Source organism: Companilactobacillus bobalius (assembly GCF_002179915.1).
Lineage (GTDB): Bacteria > Bacillota > Bacilli > Lactobacillales > Lactobacillaceae > Companilactobacillus > Companilactobacillus bobalius.
The window spans coordinates 477797-495573 of record NZ_MYFM01000001.1 but is presented as its reverse complement, the minus strand read 5'-3'; the positions used below and the strand labels follow the sequence as shown (position 1 = coordinate 495573).

16 protein-coding genes are annotated in these 17777 nt (G+C 35.7%); 13 read left to right on the top strand and 3 right to left on the bottom strand.

Annotation, left to right across the window (positions count from 1 at the left end):
- The first annotated feature begins 114 nt into the window (after positions 1–114).
- The 7 genes from tyrS to LKACC16343_RS02325 all read left to right on the top strand — a co-directional run bounded on the left by tyrS (position 115) and on the right by LKACC16343_RS02325 (position 7235).
- The gene (gene tyrS / locus LKACC16343_RS02355) at positions 115–1359 is read left to right on the top strand and encodes a tyrosine--tRNA ligase (protein ID WP_056952112.1); all 1245 of its coding nucleotides are present in this window, start codon (positions 115–117) and stop codon (positions 1357–1359) included.
- A 266-nt stretch (positions 1360–1625) separates the two neighbouring features.
- Entirely contained in the window at positions 1626–2525 is a 900-nt protein-coding gene (locus tag LKACC16343_RS02350; RefSeq protein WP_056952114.1) for an aspartate carbamoyltransferase catalytic subunit, read from the top strand.
- Entirely contained in the window at positions 2525–3808 is a 1284-nt protein-coding gene (locus LKACC16343_RS02345; protein ID WP_056952116.1) for a dihydroorotase, read from the top strand. Before LKACC16343_RS02350 ends, LKACC16343_RS02345 begins: the two co-directional genes overlap by 1 nt.
- Before the next feature lie 2 nt (positions 3809–3810).
- A complete protein-coding gene (pyrF, locus tag LKACC16343_RS02340) occupies positions 3811–4503 on the top strand; it encodes an orotidine-5'-phosphate decarboxylase (protein WP_056952118.1) in 693 nt (230 codons plus the stop codon).
- Entirely contained in the window at positions 4503–5138 is a 636-nt protein-coding gene (pyrE, locus tag LKACC16343_RS02335) for an orotate phosphoribosyltransferase (protein ID WP_056952121.1), read from the top strand. The genes pyrF and pyrE overlap by 1 nt, the downstream gene beginning before the upstream one ends.
- Positions 5138–6286, top strand: a complete 1149-nt coding sequence (locus LKACC16343_RS02330; protein WP_056952123.1) for a quinone-dependent dihydroorotate dehydrogenase — start codon at positions 5138–5140, stop codon at positions 6284–6286. The genes pyrE and LKACC16343_RS02330 overlap by 1 nt, the downstream gene beginning before the upstream one ends.
- Before the next feature lie 136 nt (positions 6287–6422).
- Positions 6423–7235: a Cof-type HAD-IIB family hydrolase gene (locus tag LKACC16343_RS02325; RefSeq protein WP_056952125.1), complete on the top strand. Its 813-nt coding sequence runs from the start codon at positions 6423–6425 to the stop codon at positions 7233–7235.
- A 3-nt stretch (positions 7236–7238) separates the two neighbouring features.
- Here LKACC16343_RS02325 and LKACC16343_RS02320 read toward each other — a convergent pair whose 3' ends face one another.
- Positions 7239–7610 carry a hypothetical protein gene (locus LKACC16343_RS02320; RefSeq protein WP_056952127.1) on the bottom strand — a complete coding sequence of 124 codons (372 nt, stop codon included), beginning with the start codon at positions 7608–7610 and terminating at the stop codon, positions 7239–7241.
- 562 nt (positions 7611–8172) lie between these two features.
- Positions 8173–9759 (bottom strand): L-lactate permease, encoded by a 1587-nt coding sequence (locus tag LKACC16343_RS02315; protein WP_056952129.1) that lies wholly within the window; start codon positions 9757–9759, stop codon positions 8173–8175.
- A 254-nt stretch (positions 9760–10013) separates the two neighbouring features.
- Here LKACC16343_RS02315 and LKACC16343_RS02310 point away from each other — a divergent pair, with 254 nt between their 5' ends.
- The 3 genes from LKACC16343_RS02310 (at position 10014) to LKACC16343_RS02300 (ending at position 12621) form a co-directional block, all read left to right on the top strand.
- The gene (locus LKACC16343_RS02310) at positions 10014–10364 is read left to right on the top strand and encodes a PadR family transcriptional regulator (RefSeq protein ID WP_056952131.1); all 351 of its coding nucleotides are present in this window, start codon (positions 10014–10016) and stop codon (positions 10362–10364) included.
- Positions 10357–11739 (top strand): DUF4097 family beta strand repeat-containing protein, encoded by a 1383-nt coding sequence (locus LKACC16343_RS02305; protein ID WP_162255718.1) that lies wholly within the window; start codon positions 10357–10359, stop codon positions 11737–11739. The genes LKACC16343_RS02310 and LKACC16343_RS02305 overlap by 8 nt, the downstream gene beginning before the upstream one ends.
- Positions 11740–11850: 111 nt before the next feature.
- The gene (locus LKACC16343_RS02300; protein WP_056952135.1) at positions 11851–12621 is read left to right on the top strand and encodes a DUF4097 family beta strand repeat-containing protein; all 771 of its coding nucleotides are present in this window, start codon (positions 11851–11853) and stop codon (positions 12619–12621) included.
- Between the two features lie 63 nt (positions 12622–12684).
- Here the strand turns inward: LKACC16343_RS02300 and LKACC16343_RS02295 are convergent, their stop codons facing one another.
- On the bottom strand, positions 12685–13227 hold the full coding sequence (locus tag LKACC16343_RS02295) for a hypothetical protein (protein WP_056952137.1): 543 nt from the start codon (positions 13225–13227) through the stop codon (positions 12685–12687).
- Positions 13228–13396: 169 nt separating this feature from the next.
- Here LKACC16343_RS02295 and LKACC16343_RS02290 point away from each other — a divergent pair, with 169 nt between their 5' ends.
- The 3 genes from LKACC16343_RS02290 (at position 13397) to aroA (ending at position 17756) form a co-directional block, all read left to right on the top strand.
- Entirely contained in the window at positions 13397–14899 is a 1503-nt protein-coding gene (locus LKACC16343_RS02290) for a YfcC family protein (protein ID WP_056952139.1), read from the top strand.
- Positions 14900–14920: 21 nt separating this feature from the next.
- The gene (locus LKACC16343_RS02285) at positions 14921–16258 is read left to right on the top strand and encodes a M20 family metallopeptidase (RefSeq protein ID WP_056952141.1); all 1338 of its coding nucleotides are present in this window, start codon (positions 14921–14923) and stop codon (positions 16256–16258) included.
- Positions 16259–16448: 190 nt separating this feature from the next.
- Positions 16449–17756 carry a 3-phosphoshikimate 1-carboxyvinyltransferase gene (aroA, locus tag LKACC16343_RS02280; protein ID WP_056952143.1) on the top strand — a complete coding sequence of 436 codons (1308 nt, stop codon included), beginning with the start codon at positions 16449–16451 and terminating at the stop codon, positions 17754–17756.
- Positions 17757–17777: the final 21 nt, after the last annotated feature.

Below are 17777 nucleotides of genomic sequence, written 5' to 3'. Positions count from 1 at the left end.
AGTAAAGAGCAAGTAGTAATACTTGAATTTGGGTGGTACCGCGCATAAGCGTCCCTGCATAACTGCAGGGGCGCTTTTTTTCTATAACGGGGATAAATTATTGGAGGAAGATCTATGAATATTATTGATGAATTATCATGGCGTGGCTTGATCAATCAACAATCTGATGAAGAAGGTCTACGTAACTTAATCGATGAAAAGGATATTTCATTGTACTGTGGAATGGATCCAACTGGAGATTCAATGCACATTGGTCATTTGTTGCCATTTATGACTTTGGAAAGATTTGCTAGAGCTGGACATCATCCATACGTTGTTATTGGTGGTGCTACTGGTTCTATTGGTGATCCAAGTGGTAAAAAAGCTGAACGTCCTATGCAAACAATGGACCAAGTTAATCACAATGTTGAAGCCTTGAGCAATCAAGTCAACAATATCTTCAGTGATTTTACAATGGTTAACAATTATGACTGGACAGAACCAATTGGTATTCTTGATTTTCTACGTGATTACGGTAAATTATTTAACGTTAATACAATGCTTAATAAGGAAATTATATCTAGTCGTCTAGAAGTAGGTATTTCCTTTACTGAATTCACATACCAAATTTTGCAATCACTTGATTTCTTGACACTATACCGTAAACATGATGTTCAATTGCAAGTTGGTGGTGGTGATCAATGGGGTAATTTGACTGCTGGACTTGATTTGATCCATAAGGCTGAAGGACAAGATGCTAAAGTTTACGCTTTGACAATTCCTTTGTTATTGAAGGCTGATGGAACTAAATTTGGTAAAACTGCCGGTGGTGCTGTTTGGCTTGATCCTGAAAAGACTTCACCATACGAATTCTATCAATTCTGGTTCAACCAAGACGATAAAGATGTTGTTAATCTCTTGAAGAAGTTTACTTTCTTGTCTAAAGAAGAGATTGATGAATTGGCTGAATCTATTAAGACAGCTCCAGAAAAACGTTTAGCTCAAAAGACATTAGCTCAAGAAGTAACTAAATTTGTTCACGGCGAAGAAGCTTTGAAGACAGCTGAAAAGATTACTGATGTTTTGTTCTCAGGTGAAATTCAAGCACTAACAACTGAAGAAGTTGCTGAAGCCTTCCATGGTGTTCCTAGTGAAGAAATTGCTGCAGATCCAATTAACTTAGTTGACCTATTAATTGCTGCTAACGTTGATAAATCGAAGCGTCAAGCACGTGAGGATATTCAAAATGGTGCTATCAGAATCAACGGTGAGAAGTTGACGGATACAACTCTTGAAATTGATCCTAAAGAATCATTTGACGGCAAATACATTGTTATTCGTCGTGGTAAGAAGAAGTACTTCTTAGCAAAAATTAAATAAAACCATTGACTGAAAATGTAAAATCGTTTATATTATTTGCAACGAAAACTTTTAATCGAGTCCTGTGAGGCTTGGAAGGTATTGACTACATTTGACAGAAAAAGTGTAAACTTCCTTTCCTTGTGGGATAGGGAGTTTTTTGTTTACTTAAAAAACTAGGGAACTTTTAATCAGATCCAGTGAGGTCTAAAAGGTTTAAGGGATAATACTAAACTTTTTGGGGGTAGCTGGACTGACAGCTACCCCTTTTAATTTGGAGGAAAACAATGAAAAATATACTTTCTATGTCACAATTATCCAACCAAGAGGTTCAAGATTATCTCAATGCAGCCTTGGAATTTAAAAATGGTCGACAATCTACGATTGGTCAAGGTAAATTTGCCGTCAATATGTTTTTTGAAAATAGTACGAGAACTAAATCAAGCTTTCAAGTCGCGGAAATGAAATTAGGGATGCAACAGATTGTCTTTGATGCTGAGAAATCCTCAACTAAGAAAGGTGAGAGCCTCTATGATACTTGTCGAACATTAGAAAGCGTTGGAGCTGATTTAGCTGTTATCCGTCATAGTCAAGATGAATATTATAACGAACTTTTAAATCGTAATTTTGGTATTCCAATCATCAATGCTGGTGATGGTGCTGGTCAACATCCTTCCCAATCCTTACTTGATTTGATGACAATTTATGAACACTTTGGCCGTTTGGATGGCTTGAAAGTAGGTATCATCGGTGATCTTAGCCATTCACGAGTAGCACACTCTGATGCTGAGATTTTGACACAATTAGGTTCAGAAGTTTACTTTGGTGGACTTAATTCTTGGTATACATCAGAATTTCAGGCTATGGGACCTCACAAAACTGTGGATGATCTTTGTAAAGAAATGGATGTAGTCATGCTTTTACGAGTTCAACATGAAAGATTATCAGCCGAAGAGAACCAAGATTTTTCTAAAGCCGATTACTTTGAGAAATATGGTTTAGATATGCGCCGAGTTAATCTAATGAAACCCGATGCCATGTTGATGCACCCAGCTCCAGTTAATCGCGGAGTTGAAATTGCGGATGACGTTGTGGAATGTGATAAATCGTATATTTTTAAACAGATGATCAATGGTACATTTGTCAGAATGGCAATGATTGAATCAGTTTTGAAAGGTGCTAAATAATGAAAACATTGATAAAGAATGCACAGTTGTACTATCAAGGACAGTTGAATCCAGCAGATCTTTTAGTAGAAAACAGTAAATTTACGCAGATTGCTGAAGAGATATCGACTGATAATGTTCAAGTAATCGATGCTAAACAACGATTGGTTTCTCCCGGATTAGTCGATGTCCATGTTCATTTTCGTGAACCCGGTCAAGTCCATAAAGAGACTATTAAAACAGGTACTTTAGCTTCAGCCCACGGTGGTTTTACTACAGTTGGGGCCATGCCAAATGTTATTCCAGTGCCCGATGACACAGAGAAATTTCAAAAACAGTTGGAATTAAATCAAAATAATTCTTTGATCAATACTTTGCAATATGCCCCAGTAACAAAAGATGAAACTAGTGACGAATTAGTTGATATTGAAGCTTTAGATCAATTAGGAGCTTTTGCTTTCTCTAATGATGGTCATGGAATTATGAATGCACAAACCATGTACTCCGCAATGGAAAGAATTGAAGCTGTTGGCAGTCACTTAGCAGCACATGTCGAGGATAAAGATCTTTTCAATCATGGTGTGATCAACTTTGGAACTGCTTCACAAAGATTAGGCTTGCCCGGAATCAAGCAGGTAGCAGAAACTTCACAGTTAGCCCGTGATCTAGTCTTGGCTAAGGAAACAGGTGTACATTACCATGTTTGTCATATTTCAACTAAAGATGGCGTTGACTTAGTTAGAATGGCTAAAGATGCAGGTATCAACGTTACTTGTGAAGTGACGCCACATCATTTATTGCTCAGCGATAGAGATATCATGACGGATGATGCTAATTTCAAAATGAATCCACCGCTACGTTCGAAAAAAGATCAAATGGCATTATTAGACGGACTAGAAGACGGTACGATCGATATGATTGCGACTGACCATGCACCACATGCTAAAGAAGAGAAAAGCCAAGGATTTCAAAAGAGTGCTTTTGGTATTACCGGAATTGAAACATCTTTCCCACTAATGTATACACGTTTAGTTAGAACGGGATTGATCAGTCTGGAAAAATTAGTTGAACTAATGGCGGTAAAACCAGCTCAGTTGTTTGGATTAAAGGGTGTGGGAACAATTGGATTAAATCAGAAAGCTGATTTTACTATTATTGATTTGAATCAAGACTATAAGATTAATGAAGCTGACTTTTTATCTAAAGGGACTAACAGTCCTTTTATCGGACAATCGGTATTTGGTCAAGTTCAGGCCACTTATGTGAATGGCAAAGCAGTTTATACAAACAACTACGAGGGGTAAAAATGGATAAACCAGTTATAGTAGCATTAGATTTTGCAGATGATTTTGAATGTATTAATTTTTTGAATCAATTTCCTAAGAATCAATCGTTATTTTTAAAAATCGGCTTAGAAATGTTTTGCCAGTATGGCCATCCTTTCGTCAAGCGTTTGCGAGAACGAGGCTACAATATCTTTCTCGATTTGAAGTTGCACGATATTCCTAACACCGTTAGAAGAACTTGTCAGATGATTGCCAAGTGGGATGTTCAGATGTTAACGATTCATGCTAGTGGTGGAGCAGAGATGATTGCGGCCGCTAAAGAAGGTTTATCAGGTTCTAATACTAAGCTGTTGGCTGTTACGCAGTTGACTTCATTAGGGCAAGTTGAATTGACGAACGAGTTACAAGTTTCATTGCCATCCCAAGATTATGTTACAAGATTGGCTAAGTTAGCTTTCAACAATGGAGCCGATGGTGTTATTTCATCCGCTTTAGAAGTACCAATGATTAAAGAAGCTACTAGTGAAGGGTTCCTCTGCGTTACACCTGGAATTCGTCCCAAATCAGCTCAGGTAGGTGATCAAAAACGAGTTGCGACACCTAGCCAAGCTAAGAAGTTAGGCAGCGATGCTATTGTAGTAGGACGACCAATTACTCAAGCTAAAGATGAGTACAACGCTTATGTGAATATTGAAAAGGAGTGGAGTAAGTAATGGATAAAAAAATAGCAATCGATATTGCCAGTCAATTATTAAGAATTAAGGCGGTGACATTAAGTCCAAAGCAGCCTTTTACTTGGGCCAGCGGGATTAAATCACCAATCTATACAGATAATCGTTTGACCATTGCTTATCCGAAATTTCGTCAAACCATTGCTGAAGATCTTGCTCTTCTAATTAAAGAAAAATATCCTGAGGTAGAAGTTATCGGTGGAGTTGCCACAGCCGGAATTCCTCACGCCACGGGAGTTTCCAATATTCTCGATTTACCATTGAACTATGTTCGTCCAAAGAAAAAGGATCACGGTAAAAAAGGCCAAATTGAAGGTCGCTGTCAAGCTGGTGACAAAGTTGTATTGATCGATGATTTGATTTCAACCGGTGGCAGTATTTTAAAGGCAGTCGATGCGGTTCGTGAAACAGGTGCCGAGGTTATCGGTACAGTTGCTATTTTCTCTTATGATTTACCAGAAAGTACCACTAATTTTGTAGCAGCTAGAACAAAGCTGTTTACTCTGACTGATTTTCCTACATTGATTCAAGTGGCTAAGGAACAGGATTATATTGAAGAAAGTGATACCGAACTTTTAGAGCAATGGTATAAAGATCCCGAAGGATGGTGTAAATAATGGATTTATATAAAACAGTTCGACCATTAATTTTTAAAGTAGATCCAGAAGTTGATCATCACTTAGTAGCCAATGGATTAAAAATGTTTAATCGCTATCCCAAAGCTTTACAAACAATGTTTCAAGCCAAAAAACGAGCTGATTTAAAAGTTACCGTTAAAGGTGTAAATTTCGATTCACCAATTGGAATAGGTGCGGGCTTTGATAAGAAAGCTGAATTTTATAATAGCTTAGGTGCTCTAGGTGCTGGTTTTGTTGAAATTGGTAGTGTAACTAGAGAAAATCAACCAGGTAATCTTAAGAAACGAATTTTTCGCTTAACAGAGGATCAAGCTATCATCAATCGTATGGGTTTGAATAATTTGGGAATTGAAGAAACCAGAAAACATTTGGCCAATACTCCTAAACATGTCACGATTGGTATCAGTGTGGCTCCTGGACATGGTTTAAGTAGTGAAGAAATGGTTGATGAAATGGTGGACGATATCAAAGAGATTCATTCATTTGCCGACTATATAGCTTTGAATCAGAGTTGCCCTAATCAAAAAGGTGTAACAACTTTACAAGAGATACCAGTTGCCAAGAGATTATTGCAAAAAATCCATAATCTGCATATTAAGGAACCAGTTTTTTGTAAATTTGGAAATGATATCACTGCTGAGCAATTAATTGAATTGATCAATGAAACAAAAGGATTAATGGATGGTATTATTTTAACTAATACAGCCTCCAATCCAAGCAAAGTTTATAACAACTTAAAGTCAACTAATCGTAATGAAGGTGGTGGCTTGAGTGGTAAGCCAATTTTCCTTAAATCATTGAGTTTGACTAAAGCAATTCATCAAGCCTTTCCAGAGCTACCAATTATGTTTTCTGGCGGTGTATTTACACCTGAGGATGCGCAGACAGCTCTAGAAGCAGGTGCCAGTTTAGTACAAGTTTACACAGGTTTCATCTATAACGGACCAACTCTTTTGGAAAAAATCAATCGTCATCTATCTATCAATGATGTGGTACGTAATTTGGATTACACTCCCGTTGCCAAAGTACCAAGTCATAGTTCACAAGATGTTGAAGTTACCGATATTAATGAAGATAAAAAAGTTGAATTAGATGCCAATTCAGGCGCATCTTTTCATGAAGAGTAAACAAAAAGACTGTCAGATAGGGATTCTTATCTAAACAGTCTTTTTTTGATGGAAAAAATTTTATCGTCCAAAGTTTGTAGCTCTAAATATATTTAACAGTTAAAATTACTTTTATTTGTGTGATGAGGGAGATTTTATGGGATACAAATTAATTACCATTGATATGGACGATACACTTTTGACGACAGCAAAAGAGATTTCAGAGAAAAATAAAATCATGATTCAAAGAGCCATGAAAAAAGGAACTAAAGTCGTTCTCTGTTCTGGTCGTCCGCACAAGGCCATGTATGATTATGCACGCAGTCTCGGGATTGATGGTGATGATAATTATATGATCACTAATGGTGGGGCAATTATTGAAAATATGAGTGGTAAAATTTTTTATCAGAAAACACTTAGTAATGATTTTTATCGTGAATTTGTCAGTTTTGTTAAGGAACATGTTTTACCATACTGTGTTTTGGATATTCAAGGTAATACTTACACAAGTGGTTTTGAATTTATCGATGATTACACGATTGCCATGGCCTACGAGAATAGTCGTGGTTTGTATATCAAAGAACCAGAGGATTTACCAGCCGATTTTGAAATTACCAAGGCAGTCATCAACGGTAACGAACAACGTTTGGATGAGATCACTGACTTTATCAATCGACGATTCAGTGATTACTTTGTCGTAAGAACAGGAGTTGGTTATCTGGAAATTTTTCCTAATAATGTCAATAAAGGCGAAGCGGTGAAACATTTAGCTCAACAATTAGAGATTGATTTGGAAGATGTTTTAGCAATTGGGGATCGTGATAATGATATCTCGATGCTTGAGATAGCCGGGAAAGGAGTAGCTATGGGTAATGCTCAGGTAGGAGTAAAAGCTGTTAGCGACTATGTAACAACTGATAATAACCATGATGGTGTAGGGAATACGATTGAAAAATTTGTTACTGAATAAATTTTAGATCTTAATTTTATTCAAATCGTCAATTAATTTAGTAACTTGAGATTGCTGCTCAGCCGATAGTTGATCAGAAGTACCAATAACATTGAGAATAGCGTCTCCTAATTGAATGATTGTGACAGTGGTGTCGTTTGTAGCCAATACTAAGTAGATTGAAACAAATTTTGTCAGTTCTTCAAATTGAAGCGATTCTTGAATTTTTGTTTGATGTAGAAGCTTATTCGAAGTTTTGATGATAATCTGTTTTGCCTGCTGATTTTTTTCCTTATTAGCCCTACGTTTTTGGTAATAGGGCAAAAAGAGTGCAATTGAGACGGCCAAGATTTCGGCAAAACTTTCAACCCATTCAGCTAGAGAACCTATTTCCATAAGATCACTTCCGTAAAATCATTTGTGATAAGAATAGCATTGAATGGGTTAATCAAGGTATAAGAAAGCACTGAAAAAGTAAAAGGATTATTCCAGTTTTTACTATCGACTAGTTTCTTGGTTTTAGTATTATCAGTGTTTTAAGATTTTTAACCCAAAAGAAATTTTAAATCAAAAAGAACAGTCTCCATTAAGTATTCAAGATTCTTTACTTGAATCCCTTAATAGAGGCTGTTTTTTTGTCCTACTAGATTAAATTAATTTGTAGGTTTACGTATTAAATATACTTACCTCAGGAAAATGAAAGAAATACTGTCTAGTCTGGAGTAAGAATTAAAAATGCATTCAGCTATGAAATTATTGTTGGCGGCTTTGCCGCCTACAATAAGGCTGATCTTGGAGATCCATAATTTTGCCGAAGGTAAAATTATTAGCTTCAAGTCACGCCCATAGCGTTCCAATGCATTTTTAATTCTTACGGAAGACGGGAATTCAAGCACAACTGCATTTTACCTGACTTTAGGAAAAACTATTATTTTTCTTAATTCGGAATTTTTGATGTCTACATAAATAAGGTGAAGACGAAACCAACGATACCAACTAGAAGTCCATATAACAAAGCTGGCAAAACAGTTTTACGTAAAATGTTACCTTCTTGACCACTGAGTCCAACGACAGAACTAACAGAAACAATATTGTGAACACAGATCATATTTCCAGCTGCAGCACCAATTAATTGTGCTGCTAAAACTAATTCTTTGCTGACATTAGCATTGGAGGCAATATCAGCTTGAATTTGTCCAAAGGTCAAGGTTGAAACAGTTGTACTACCAGTAACAAATGAACCTAGTTGACCGAGGAATGGAGCAATAATGATCCAGATACCGGAAAGATATTTGGAAATAACTTCGGCGATATACATAGGCATGCTAGGCAGTTTAGCTAAATTGATTTCAGAGTTAGTAAAGATTTGAACCATGATCAAGGTTACAACCAAAGCTAAGGCAGTTGATTTCATTGACAGAGCAACTTTTTTAGCAATGGGGAAGAAATTCTTCAAAGATTTAACTTGAATTAACAAGCCAAAGATAACAGCAATCGTTAAAAGTGTTCCTGGAGAATATAGGAATTCCCAGTCGGAATTGACTTGTGAGAATCCTAAAATATTTTTCCACGATAGATTGACGTTAGTTACTAAAAACTCTTTTAATGGAGCAATTGTTCGAGTAGCTAAGAGCATTAGGATAACAATGATGTATGGTGACCAAGCGGTTAACAAAGACATCTTCTTTTCGGAAGCAATTGTTTTAGTTGAAGTGGTCCACGGATTGGTGAAGCTATCTTTAGGCAATAAGAATTTTAATCTGATAGTCAAAATAGTGATGATAATAGTTGCGAATGGGGCTAAGATGGATACAAATTCGTAACTGAGTACAAATGAAACTAAAAGAGCAAAGGTGCTGTAGACTAGTCCGATAAATAAGGACCAAGGAACTAATTTTAAGAAATCTTTTCTTTGATGTCCGTCATTTTTGCCGAAGATAAAGACAAGAATGAAGATCAACATCAAAGGCATAAAAGTACCAGCAAAGAAATCTAATTGTGTGATTCGTTGACCAATGGAATTAAGGAAGGTACTTTTTTCACTAACGTTACTTAAACCGACTGTTAAAGGTGTTCCGACAGCACCAAAAGAAGCCGGTGTGGAGTCGGCAATCAAGGCTAATGTGACAGCTGCCATAGGTGAAAAACCCAAAGCAATCATCAATGGAGCAGTAACCATAGCTGGAGTTCCAAAACCAGAGACACCCTCAATCAGTCCTCCAAATAAGAAAGCAACTAAGATTAATTGAATTCTCATGTCAGCCGATAAGGTGTGAAATCCGGCATTAATTCGATCAATTGCTCCGGTGTGCTGCAAAATATTGAGCATCATCAAAGCACCGAAAAGAATCCAAAGAATCGGTAGAGCTTTGTGAATTGATTGAAAAATAGAAGCTAATAGTGCTTTGGTCGGCATTTTCCAAAGAAAGTAACCTTCCAACAAAACGATGAAAGCACTGATCGACATTCCCTTAGTTGCGGGCATATTGATAATTCCTAAAAGGATTAATGGCAGAATAACAGCTGATAAAGCAACGATAATCATGAAATTTCCCCTTATAAATGTATTTTAATCATTATATAATTTTTTACTTATTCAATGCAGTAGAAAAGTAAAAAATATTTTTCCATAAATGAACTTTCAATAAATCTTACTACCCTAATAGTAAGGCAGATTAGGGTAAAAGGGTAATTTTAGTTAGACCTTTTGTAAATAAAATACTGTTTTGAATAAATTACTTTGACACACATAGTAATTGGTGATACATTATTGGCATAGAAAAAAGGTGAGACGAAATAATGAAACCACTAATTTCCAAAGATATTATTCGTGGACACACTGCTACGATTGTTTTAAACATTCTTAATCAAGGCGACAGTTATGGTTACGAAATAGCCAAACGAGTTAAAGAATTGAGCCACGATGATTATGAATTGAATGAAGCTACTCTTTATACTGTTTTTAGAAGGTTAGAAAAAAATGGTGACATTGTTGGCTATTGGGGTGATGAAACTCAAGGTGGACGTCGTAAGTATTACCAGATAACTACTCAAGGGAAACAAACCCTAACGGATAATATTGAAGCTTGGAATTTTGCTAAGAAAGTAATCGATGAATTGATTTTAGGAAGGATAAATGATCATGAATGAAGAAATAAAGACATTAGTTAACCAAAGACTAAATAAGATTTTTAATGATTATCCTGAAACTGTTGAATTAAGTGATTTGAAAGAGGAATTGTCATCTGATTTGATGTCGTCTGCAGAAGATAAATTAAGTGCTGATGTGACTCCAGCAACCGCTGTTGAAAAAGCTTTTAAAGAATTCGGTGATATTGATGAAGTGATTAACCAAGTGTTGAATGATAATCATCAAAATGAACATCATAAACATGCTGCAGGACATACCTTTAATATTGATAATTCGGGTATTAGCATTGATAATGGTAAGTTATTCAACATCAATGACGATGGTATTACAGTCAATAATGGTAAAACTATTAAAATCAACGATGATGGAATCAAGTTTGGTAATTTAGTAATCAATGATAATGGCATTAATTTTAAAGGTAATACGAAACCTTTTAAAAAAAGTAAAGATAAATTCGATAGTTATTTTGATAAAGAATTTGCGGACTTTGACGTTGATGACGACTTCAATGATGATAATTTTAATACCGAAGTCCATGTTGAAACTTTGCCTTTAACTGATGAGTATGAATTTGACTATACGGATCTGGACAAAATCAGAATTAACTATAAGAGTGCCGATTTAAAGATTTTGCCTACCGATGGTGACAAAATTAAAATTAGTGAATACATGTCACGTACAAATCCTAATTACCAAGTAAAGACAGATTTGGTTGATAACGTATTGAGTATTAAGCAAGGTGAAATTCCACATTTTTTGTCATTAAAGATTAGAGTGAAAATTTTGATTCCTAAAACCTATGTCAAAACACTTCAAGTGATTAATGATAGTGGTAATTTACAAGTTCAGGGTATGAAGGCTTTGGAAAGGGCAGTTGTTGAATGTCACAGTGGGGCAGTTTACTTGAATAATTTTGAAAGCCAAACTTTATTACTTGATGTAAATTCAGGTAAATTAACATTGGATCATGTTTTGACTAAAGAACAATTGGCTATCAATGATCGTAGTGGTTTAGTTAATATGGATACCGTGGCAACACCTAAATTTGATATTTCCTCCAGAAGCGGTTCGATCAAAGGAACTGATTTCAGCGGTGCCGGTAATATCATGGTAAAGTCGGGTACTGTTCATATGAATTTCGATAAGGTTACTGGTGATGTAAATGTCGAGAACAATAGTGGTACGGTCAAGTTGAAGATGCCTGAGGATGACTCTTACAAGTTTGATCTAGAAGCTCAAAGCGGAATTGTTCATATGAAACAAGCTGCCAATTGGGTACACGATATTATGAATTTGAAGGAAGGAACAGTTGGTGATAATCCACAGTATCAGCTAACGGTTCATGCAAAATCGGGTATTATCAAAGTTTCATAATGAATTTGACGTTTTGGATAGTTGGGGACATCTTTCTTACAATTTAATCAATATTAATTTATACTCATAGAGAATTTTTGAGGATAATACTTAGATTAGGAAGTATTGATTATGATTGAAAAGATAGTAAATCAACACTTTATTCCGACGTTTGACGTTGATAAGTTGAATATTGGTTGTAACAACGCTAATGTGAAAGTAATGTCGACTGATGGAGAAAAATTTGTTGTACGTGAATTAATGTCACGTCGCAATTTAAAATATATGTTTAAAGTGGATGTTACTGGTAACAGTTTGTCCATCAATCAGGAAAAATATCCTCGAATTCCAACATTAAAATTTGAGCTGCAAATCTTTATTCCTAAAACCTTTATTGGTGATGTGATCATATCGAATCACAATGGTTCAATTTTGTTGCACGATATGACTTGTCAACAGTTATTTATTACTGATAATTCAGGCAAAATAGTATTGGATGATTTGAAAATTGAAAAGGGATTCTTTATTCAATCACGTAATGGCGATATAAAAATGGACAATATCAGAAGTCGTCGATTCTATTTGAACTCTTATAGTGGCATGATCAAAGCTGTTTCTCTAAGCGGAGCTGGCAGTGTATCAAGTTCAACGGGTTATGTTCAATTGGATTTTGAAATGGTTTCTGGAAATATTGTCGTTAATGATACTAAAGGAACGGTTAAGGTTTCGATGCCTGAAAGAGATTCTTATAACTTTAAATTGCAGTCTAAGGTAGCTGAAGTCAGGGCACCAAGGACTAGTTTGCATCATGATCGTTTGGAATATAAGGAGGGTACCGTGGGGGATAATCCACAGTATCAATTGAATGTTCAAACTAAGTCTGGACGAATTAAAGTTAAATAGGTTTGTCTTTATATAACAAAAGTCCAGTGTGGTAACCAAAAACGGTTGCTACACTGGACTTTTTTAATTGATTTTTTTAGTGATGATTTCTAAAACATTGCTAACTCGGTAAAGAGTGTTTTTTGGATCATGTCGTTGATTCCAGGATAAATCTAGCAGGATTTTCCCCTTGTTGAGATCTAAAACAAGATAAAATGGCCTTCTCAGCCACGGGAAAAAAGACTGTTTAGCTGGATTAATAGTGAGAATGTTTTGTAAATCATATTTTTTATCACTTTCAACGATGTAACATTTTTTAACTTGGGAAAAACTGATAAATTGGTAATCAATACGATCAGGTAAAAAAATCATCTTTAAACGATCATGATAAGAAATTAGTTTGTAGTAGGATACTCCGTGTTTTTCTAACTGCCAATGCCCAAACATTTTGGGTAGATTATTAGGATAATAAATAAAGATTAATAAAAAAAGGACAACTAGAAATAAACCAAGAGCAACCGAGAAGCTAATAAAAAATCCCAATCCTCCGATAATCAGACTAAGTAATATACTGACTATTAAAGGACGACGATTAATTTTTTTTCCAAATTCAGTTTTTTCAATCATTGGCGTTATCCTTTCTTAGAAGCTAAGAATATTGTAACGGTTTGCAAGCGCTATCACAAGCGGAGTGATAGGAATTTTATTTAAAACTATTTTTTGAGAAAGCATTGTAATAGATAAATTTATCGTATATTCTACATATATATCACATAGATAGAGGAGGATAATGTTTATGGGGAAAAAAGCCAAAAAATGGCAAATGCCTTCCGCGTATACAATATTGTTTTTCCTAATAATTCTAGTGGCAATTTTGACTTGGATTATTCCTGCTGGAGAATACGCTACCACTAAGGCTGGCAATATTGTTGCAGGAACTTATAAGGCTCGTGCAAGTAGTCCGCAAGGTATTTGGGATGTTTTCTTAGCACCAATTAATGGTATGGTCGGAACTTCGGAAACTGAGGGTTCCATTTCAGTATCGTTGTTCATCCTAGTTATTGGTGGCTTTTTAGGAGTAGTAAATAAGACAAGAGCACTAGATGATGGAATTAGCGCCACCGTAAAAAAATACAGTGGTAAAGAAAAAGCCTTGATTCCAATTTTGATGGTATTATTTGCTATTGGTGGATCAGCTTATGGAATGGGTGAAGAGACAATTGCTTTTTATCCGATTTTAATTCCAGTCATGATTGGGGTTGGCTATGATTCGATCACAGCTATTTCGATTGCTTTAATTGGAACTCAGGTTGGATGCTTAGCTTCAACTGTTAATCCTTTTGCCACAGGAGTTGCATCACAGACTTTAGGTATTTCACCAGGTGATGGATTAATCCAACGACTGATTTTATTAGTTATTGTGACGGTTATTAGTATTGTTTATGTAATGCGTTATGCCGATAAGATTAAAAAAGATCCATCACAGTCATATGTTTTTGATCGTCGTCAAAAAGATCTAGAGGAATTTTCAATGCCTGAACGTAGTATTGATGATAAATTGTCATCACGTCAAAAGGCAGTTCTTTGGTTATTTGGTTTAACATTCTTGATCATGATTGTCAGTTTGATTCCATGGTCAAGTTTGAATGAACATTGGACTTTCTTTGATAGTTTTACTAAGTGGCTAACTAATATTCCTTTCTTGGGTGCTTTGATTGGTAAAGATCTAGCTCCATTAGGAACTTGGTACTTCACAGAAATTACGACATTGTTCTTTATGATGTCAGTTGTAGTAATGTTTGTTTTCCGTATGAAAGAATCAGAATTCATCGATGCCTTTTTAGGTGGAATGAACGATTTTCTAAGTGTTGCCATTATCGTAGCAGTGGCCCGTGGTATTCAAGTTGTTATGAACAATGGTTATATCACAGCTACAGTGTTACATGCTGGTGAGACTGGATTACAAAGTTTGTCAGCTGGTGTCTTTATTGTTTTAACTTATATATTCTACATACCAATGTCATTCTTGATTCCTTCAACGTCAGGTTTAGCTGCTGCTACAATGGGAATTATGGGTCCATTAGGTAAGTTCTCTGGTGTTGACGGCTCATTAGTCATTACTGCTTATCAAGCTGCTTCTGGATGGGTCAATTTGATTACACCAACTTCTGGAGTAGTTATGGGAGCCTTAGCCATTGGACACGTTGATATTATTAAATGGTTTAAGTACATGTGGAAACTGATGGCAATTCTATTTGTTGTCGTAGCAGTATTCCTAGTTATTTGCGCAATAATTTAGTAATTGAGGGGGAAATTAGTAATGGAAAAATTTATTACAGACGAAATTCAATCAGAGGCAATTGCTGACTTGGCTAAAATTGTCAGTGTACCTTCATATAATGAACCAGCACAACCAAAGGCACCATTTGGAAAAGGTCCTAAAAAGGCTTTGGATGAAGTGTTGGCTATCGTTGAAAAATTAGGCTTTAAGACTTACGAAGATCATGAAGGATATTATGGATATGCTGATATCGGTGAGGGCGATGAGACCTTTGGTATTGTTGGTCATATGGATGAAGTTCCAGCTGGAAACTTAGAGGCTTGGGATGTTGAACCTTATAAATTAACTCAAAAAGATGATAAATTGTATGGTCGTGGTACTCAGGATGATAAGGGACCTACAATGGCTGCAATTTATGCTATCAAGGCAATCCTTGATAAGGGATACAAATTTAATAAGAAAATCCGAGTAATTTTTGGAACCGATGAAGAGATTCTTTGGAGATGTTTGGCTGAATATAATAAAAAAGAAGATCCTATTGACTTAGGAATCGCTCCCGATGCTGAATTCCCATTAATTTATGCTGAAAAAGGTTTACAACAATCTTATTTAGTTGGACCAGGATCAGATGAATTGAACTTGGACTTAGAAAATGCTTTTAACGCTGTTCCCGGAAAGGCTGTTTATAGTGGTCCTAAACAAGCTGAAGTTTTAAAAGCCTTGCAAGAACATAACTTTGAAGCTGAAGAGCATGATGGTTCAATTGAGGTTCACGGTAAGTCAGTTCATGCCATGAATGCTCCCGAAGGAACTAATGCTGTAGTTAGATTAGGAATTGCTTTGGCCGATGTTTTCCCAGATATCGCCGTATTGAAGTTCTTAAAAGCCTTTGGTGAAGCTGCAAATGGAACCAATCTTTTAGGAGATATTTCTGATGATGTTTCTGGTAAGCTGACTTTCAATATCTCTAGTTTGAAGATCACACCTGAAGAATCAAGAATGCAAATTGATTTGAGAATTCCTGTAAAAATTGAACATGATGAATTAATTCAAAAGATTTCTGATGCAGTTGCTAAATTTGATATGAAGTATGAAAACTTTGATTATGTTGCACCATTGTATGTTCCAACTGACAGTGAACTAGTTAAGACCTTGATGTCAACTTATCAAGATTTAACTGGCGATACTAAATCACAACCAGCTATTTCCGGTGGTGCTACATTTGCCAGAACAATGCACAATTGTGTAGCCTTTGGTGGAATGTTACCAACAACTCCGGATTTCATGCATCAGGCTAATGAAAATTGGAGTAAGGCTGACATGAAGAAAGCTATGGAAATTTTTGCAGAAGCAATTTATCGTTTGTGTGTTAAATAAGATTTTGCTTTAACTCGTTGTTAATAAAATAGACATTTACTGGATAAGCGTGTATACCGTGGATTCTAATAAATGTCTTTTTTTGTTTTCAGGACAAAAAATTTGTTTTATATGAAGAAATTAGGTAGCGTAACATAAGAAGGCACGGATTATGAGAATGATCCTTTAGACATATTGAGGTGTAATAAAAATGTTTGATTATAATACACGAGCAGCAAAATTTAAATTTCAAGGCGAAGTTATCGTACCGGGTGATAAGAGTATTGCGCATCGGGCGATTACTTTTGGTGCATTAGCAGACGGTGTTACACAGATTAGTAATTTTTCCTATTCAGATGATTTAGCCGTGACGACAAAGATTTTCAAGGAGCTTGGAGCTAAGATTCATACTGAGATGAGTAATAATGACATGATTATTAAAGGTGTCAGCCATCAGTTCAAGCCGTTAGATCATCCATTGGATATTGATAATGTTGGAACCTTGGAAAGTCTTTTGCTAGGTGTTTTAACAACAAGTAATAATGAATATACAATCAATGGCGGTGATTTTTTAAAGAAGCGTTCAATTGACAGATTAGTAGTGCTATTACAACAAATGGGTGCTAATTTTCAAAAGCTATCGGCTGATTATTTGCCAATAAAAATGCATGGTAGTGAAGAGTTAGAGGGAATTACTTATCAACAAGATATTTCCAGTGCTCAAATAAAAAGTGGATTGGTAATGGCAGGTATTTATGCTAAAACACCTACTACGATTATTCGAAAATTACCTACAAGGGACCATACAGAAGTTTTGGCTAATTATTTCGGTGCGGATGTTGATGCTAAACCAGATATTATTACGATCAATCCTAAGCATACTCATTTGACTGGTCAAAGTTTAATGATACCGGGGGACTTTTCTTCAGCAGCACCATATATTGCAGGAGCCTTGTTGTCAAAGGGTAGTGAAATCAGACTGCCTAAAGTGGGATTAAATTCTACAAGGATTGGTTTATTGAATGTTGCTCAACAAATGGGTGCTAACATTATATTGGAAAGCCACTCGATTAATAGTGTTGAACCTTATGGTGATCTAGTGATTAAGTCTAAAAAATTACATGGGACGACAGTTACCGCTAAACAGGTTCCATTTATTGTTGATGAAATACCTTTGATTGCTTTGTTAGCTTCTCAGGCAGAAGGTCAGACAGTAATAGAAGGTGTTCACGATGTCCACTTACAATTGAGTGATCGTATCAGAAATATGCGTGTTGAATTGGCTAAATTAGGAATAATTATGCAAGTAAACGATGATTCAATTGTGATAAACGGTGAACAATCAATTAAAGTTAAGGACGATGTAGATAGTCATAATGATCATCGGATAGCCATGATGCTTTGTGTGGCATCAATTCTTACGGAAACATCTTTTAAAATAAAAAACATCGAATCAATCGATATTTCGTATCCTAATTTCTTAGCTGATTTTAAGAAAGTATTAGTTGCGTGTGATTAGTTTAGTTAGAAAGAGACTTCT

Coding starts and splice junctions, on each gene's coding strand:
- LKACC16343_RS02285 (WP_056952141.1), top strand. CDS start 14,921: ATGGAAAAATTTATTACAGACGAAATTCAATCAGAGGCAATTGCTGAC.
- LKACC16343_RS02315 (WP_056952129.1), bottom strand. CDS start 9,759: ATGATTATCGTTGCTTTATCAGCTGTTATTCTGCCATTAATCCTTTTA.
- pyrE (WP_056952121.1), top strand. CDS start 4,503: ATGGATAAAAAAATAGCAATCGATATTGCCAGTCAATTATTAAGAATT.
- LKACC16343_RS02310 (WP_056952131.1), top strand. CDS start 10,014: ATGAAACCACTAATTTCCAAAGATATTATTCGTGGACACACTGCTACG.
- LKACC16343_RS02320 (WP_056952127.1), bottom strand. CDS start 7,610: ATGGAAATAGGTTCTCTAGCTGAATGGGTTGAAAGTTTTGCCGAAATC.
- pyrF (WP_056952118.1), top strand. CDS start 3,811: ATGGATAAACCAGTTATAGTAGCATTAGATTTTGCAGATGATTTTGAA.
- LKACC16343_RS02350 (WP_056952114.1), top strand. CDS start 1,626: ATGAAAAATATACTTTCTATGTCACAATTATCCAACCAAGAGGTTCAA.
- LKACC16343_RS02325 (WP_056952125.1), top strand. CDS start 6,423: ATGGGATACAAATTAATTACCATTGATATGGACGATACACTTTTGACG.
- LKACC16343_RS02300 (WP_056952135.1), top strand. CDS start 11,851: ATGATTGAAAAGATAGTAAATCAACACTTTATTCCGACGTTTGACGTT.
- tyrS (WP_056952112.1), top strand. CDS start 115: ATGAATATTATTGATGAATTATCATGGCGTGGCTTGATCAATCAACAA.
- LKACC16343_RS02290 (WP_056952139.1), top strand. CDS start 13,397: ATGGGGAAAAAAGCCAAAAAATGGCAAATGCCTTCCGCGTATACAATA.
- LKACC16343_RS02330 (WP_056952123.1), top strand. CDS start 5,138: ATGGATTTATATAAAACAGTTCGACCATTAATTTTTAAAGTAGATCCA.
- LKACC16343_RS02295 (WP_056952137.1), bottom strand. CDS start 13,227: ATGATTGAAAAAACTGAATTTGGAAAAAAAATTAATCGTCGTCCTTTA.
- LKACC16343_RS02345 (WP_056952116.1), top strand. CDS start 2,525: ATGAAAACATTGATAAAGAATGCACAGTTGTACTATCAAGGACAGTTG.
- aroA (WP_056952143.1), top strand. CDS start 16,449: ATGTTTGATTATAATACACGAGCAGCAAAATTTAAATTTCAAGGCGAA.
- LKACC16343_RS02305 (WP_162255718.1), top strand. CDS start 10,357: ATGAATGAAGAAATAAAGACATTAGTTAACCAAAGACTAAATAAGATT.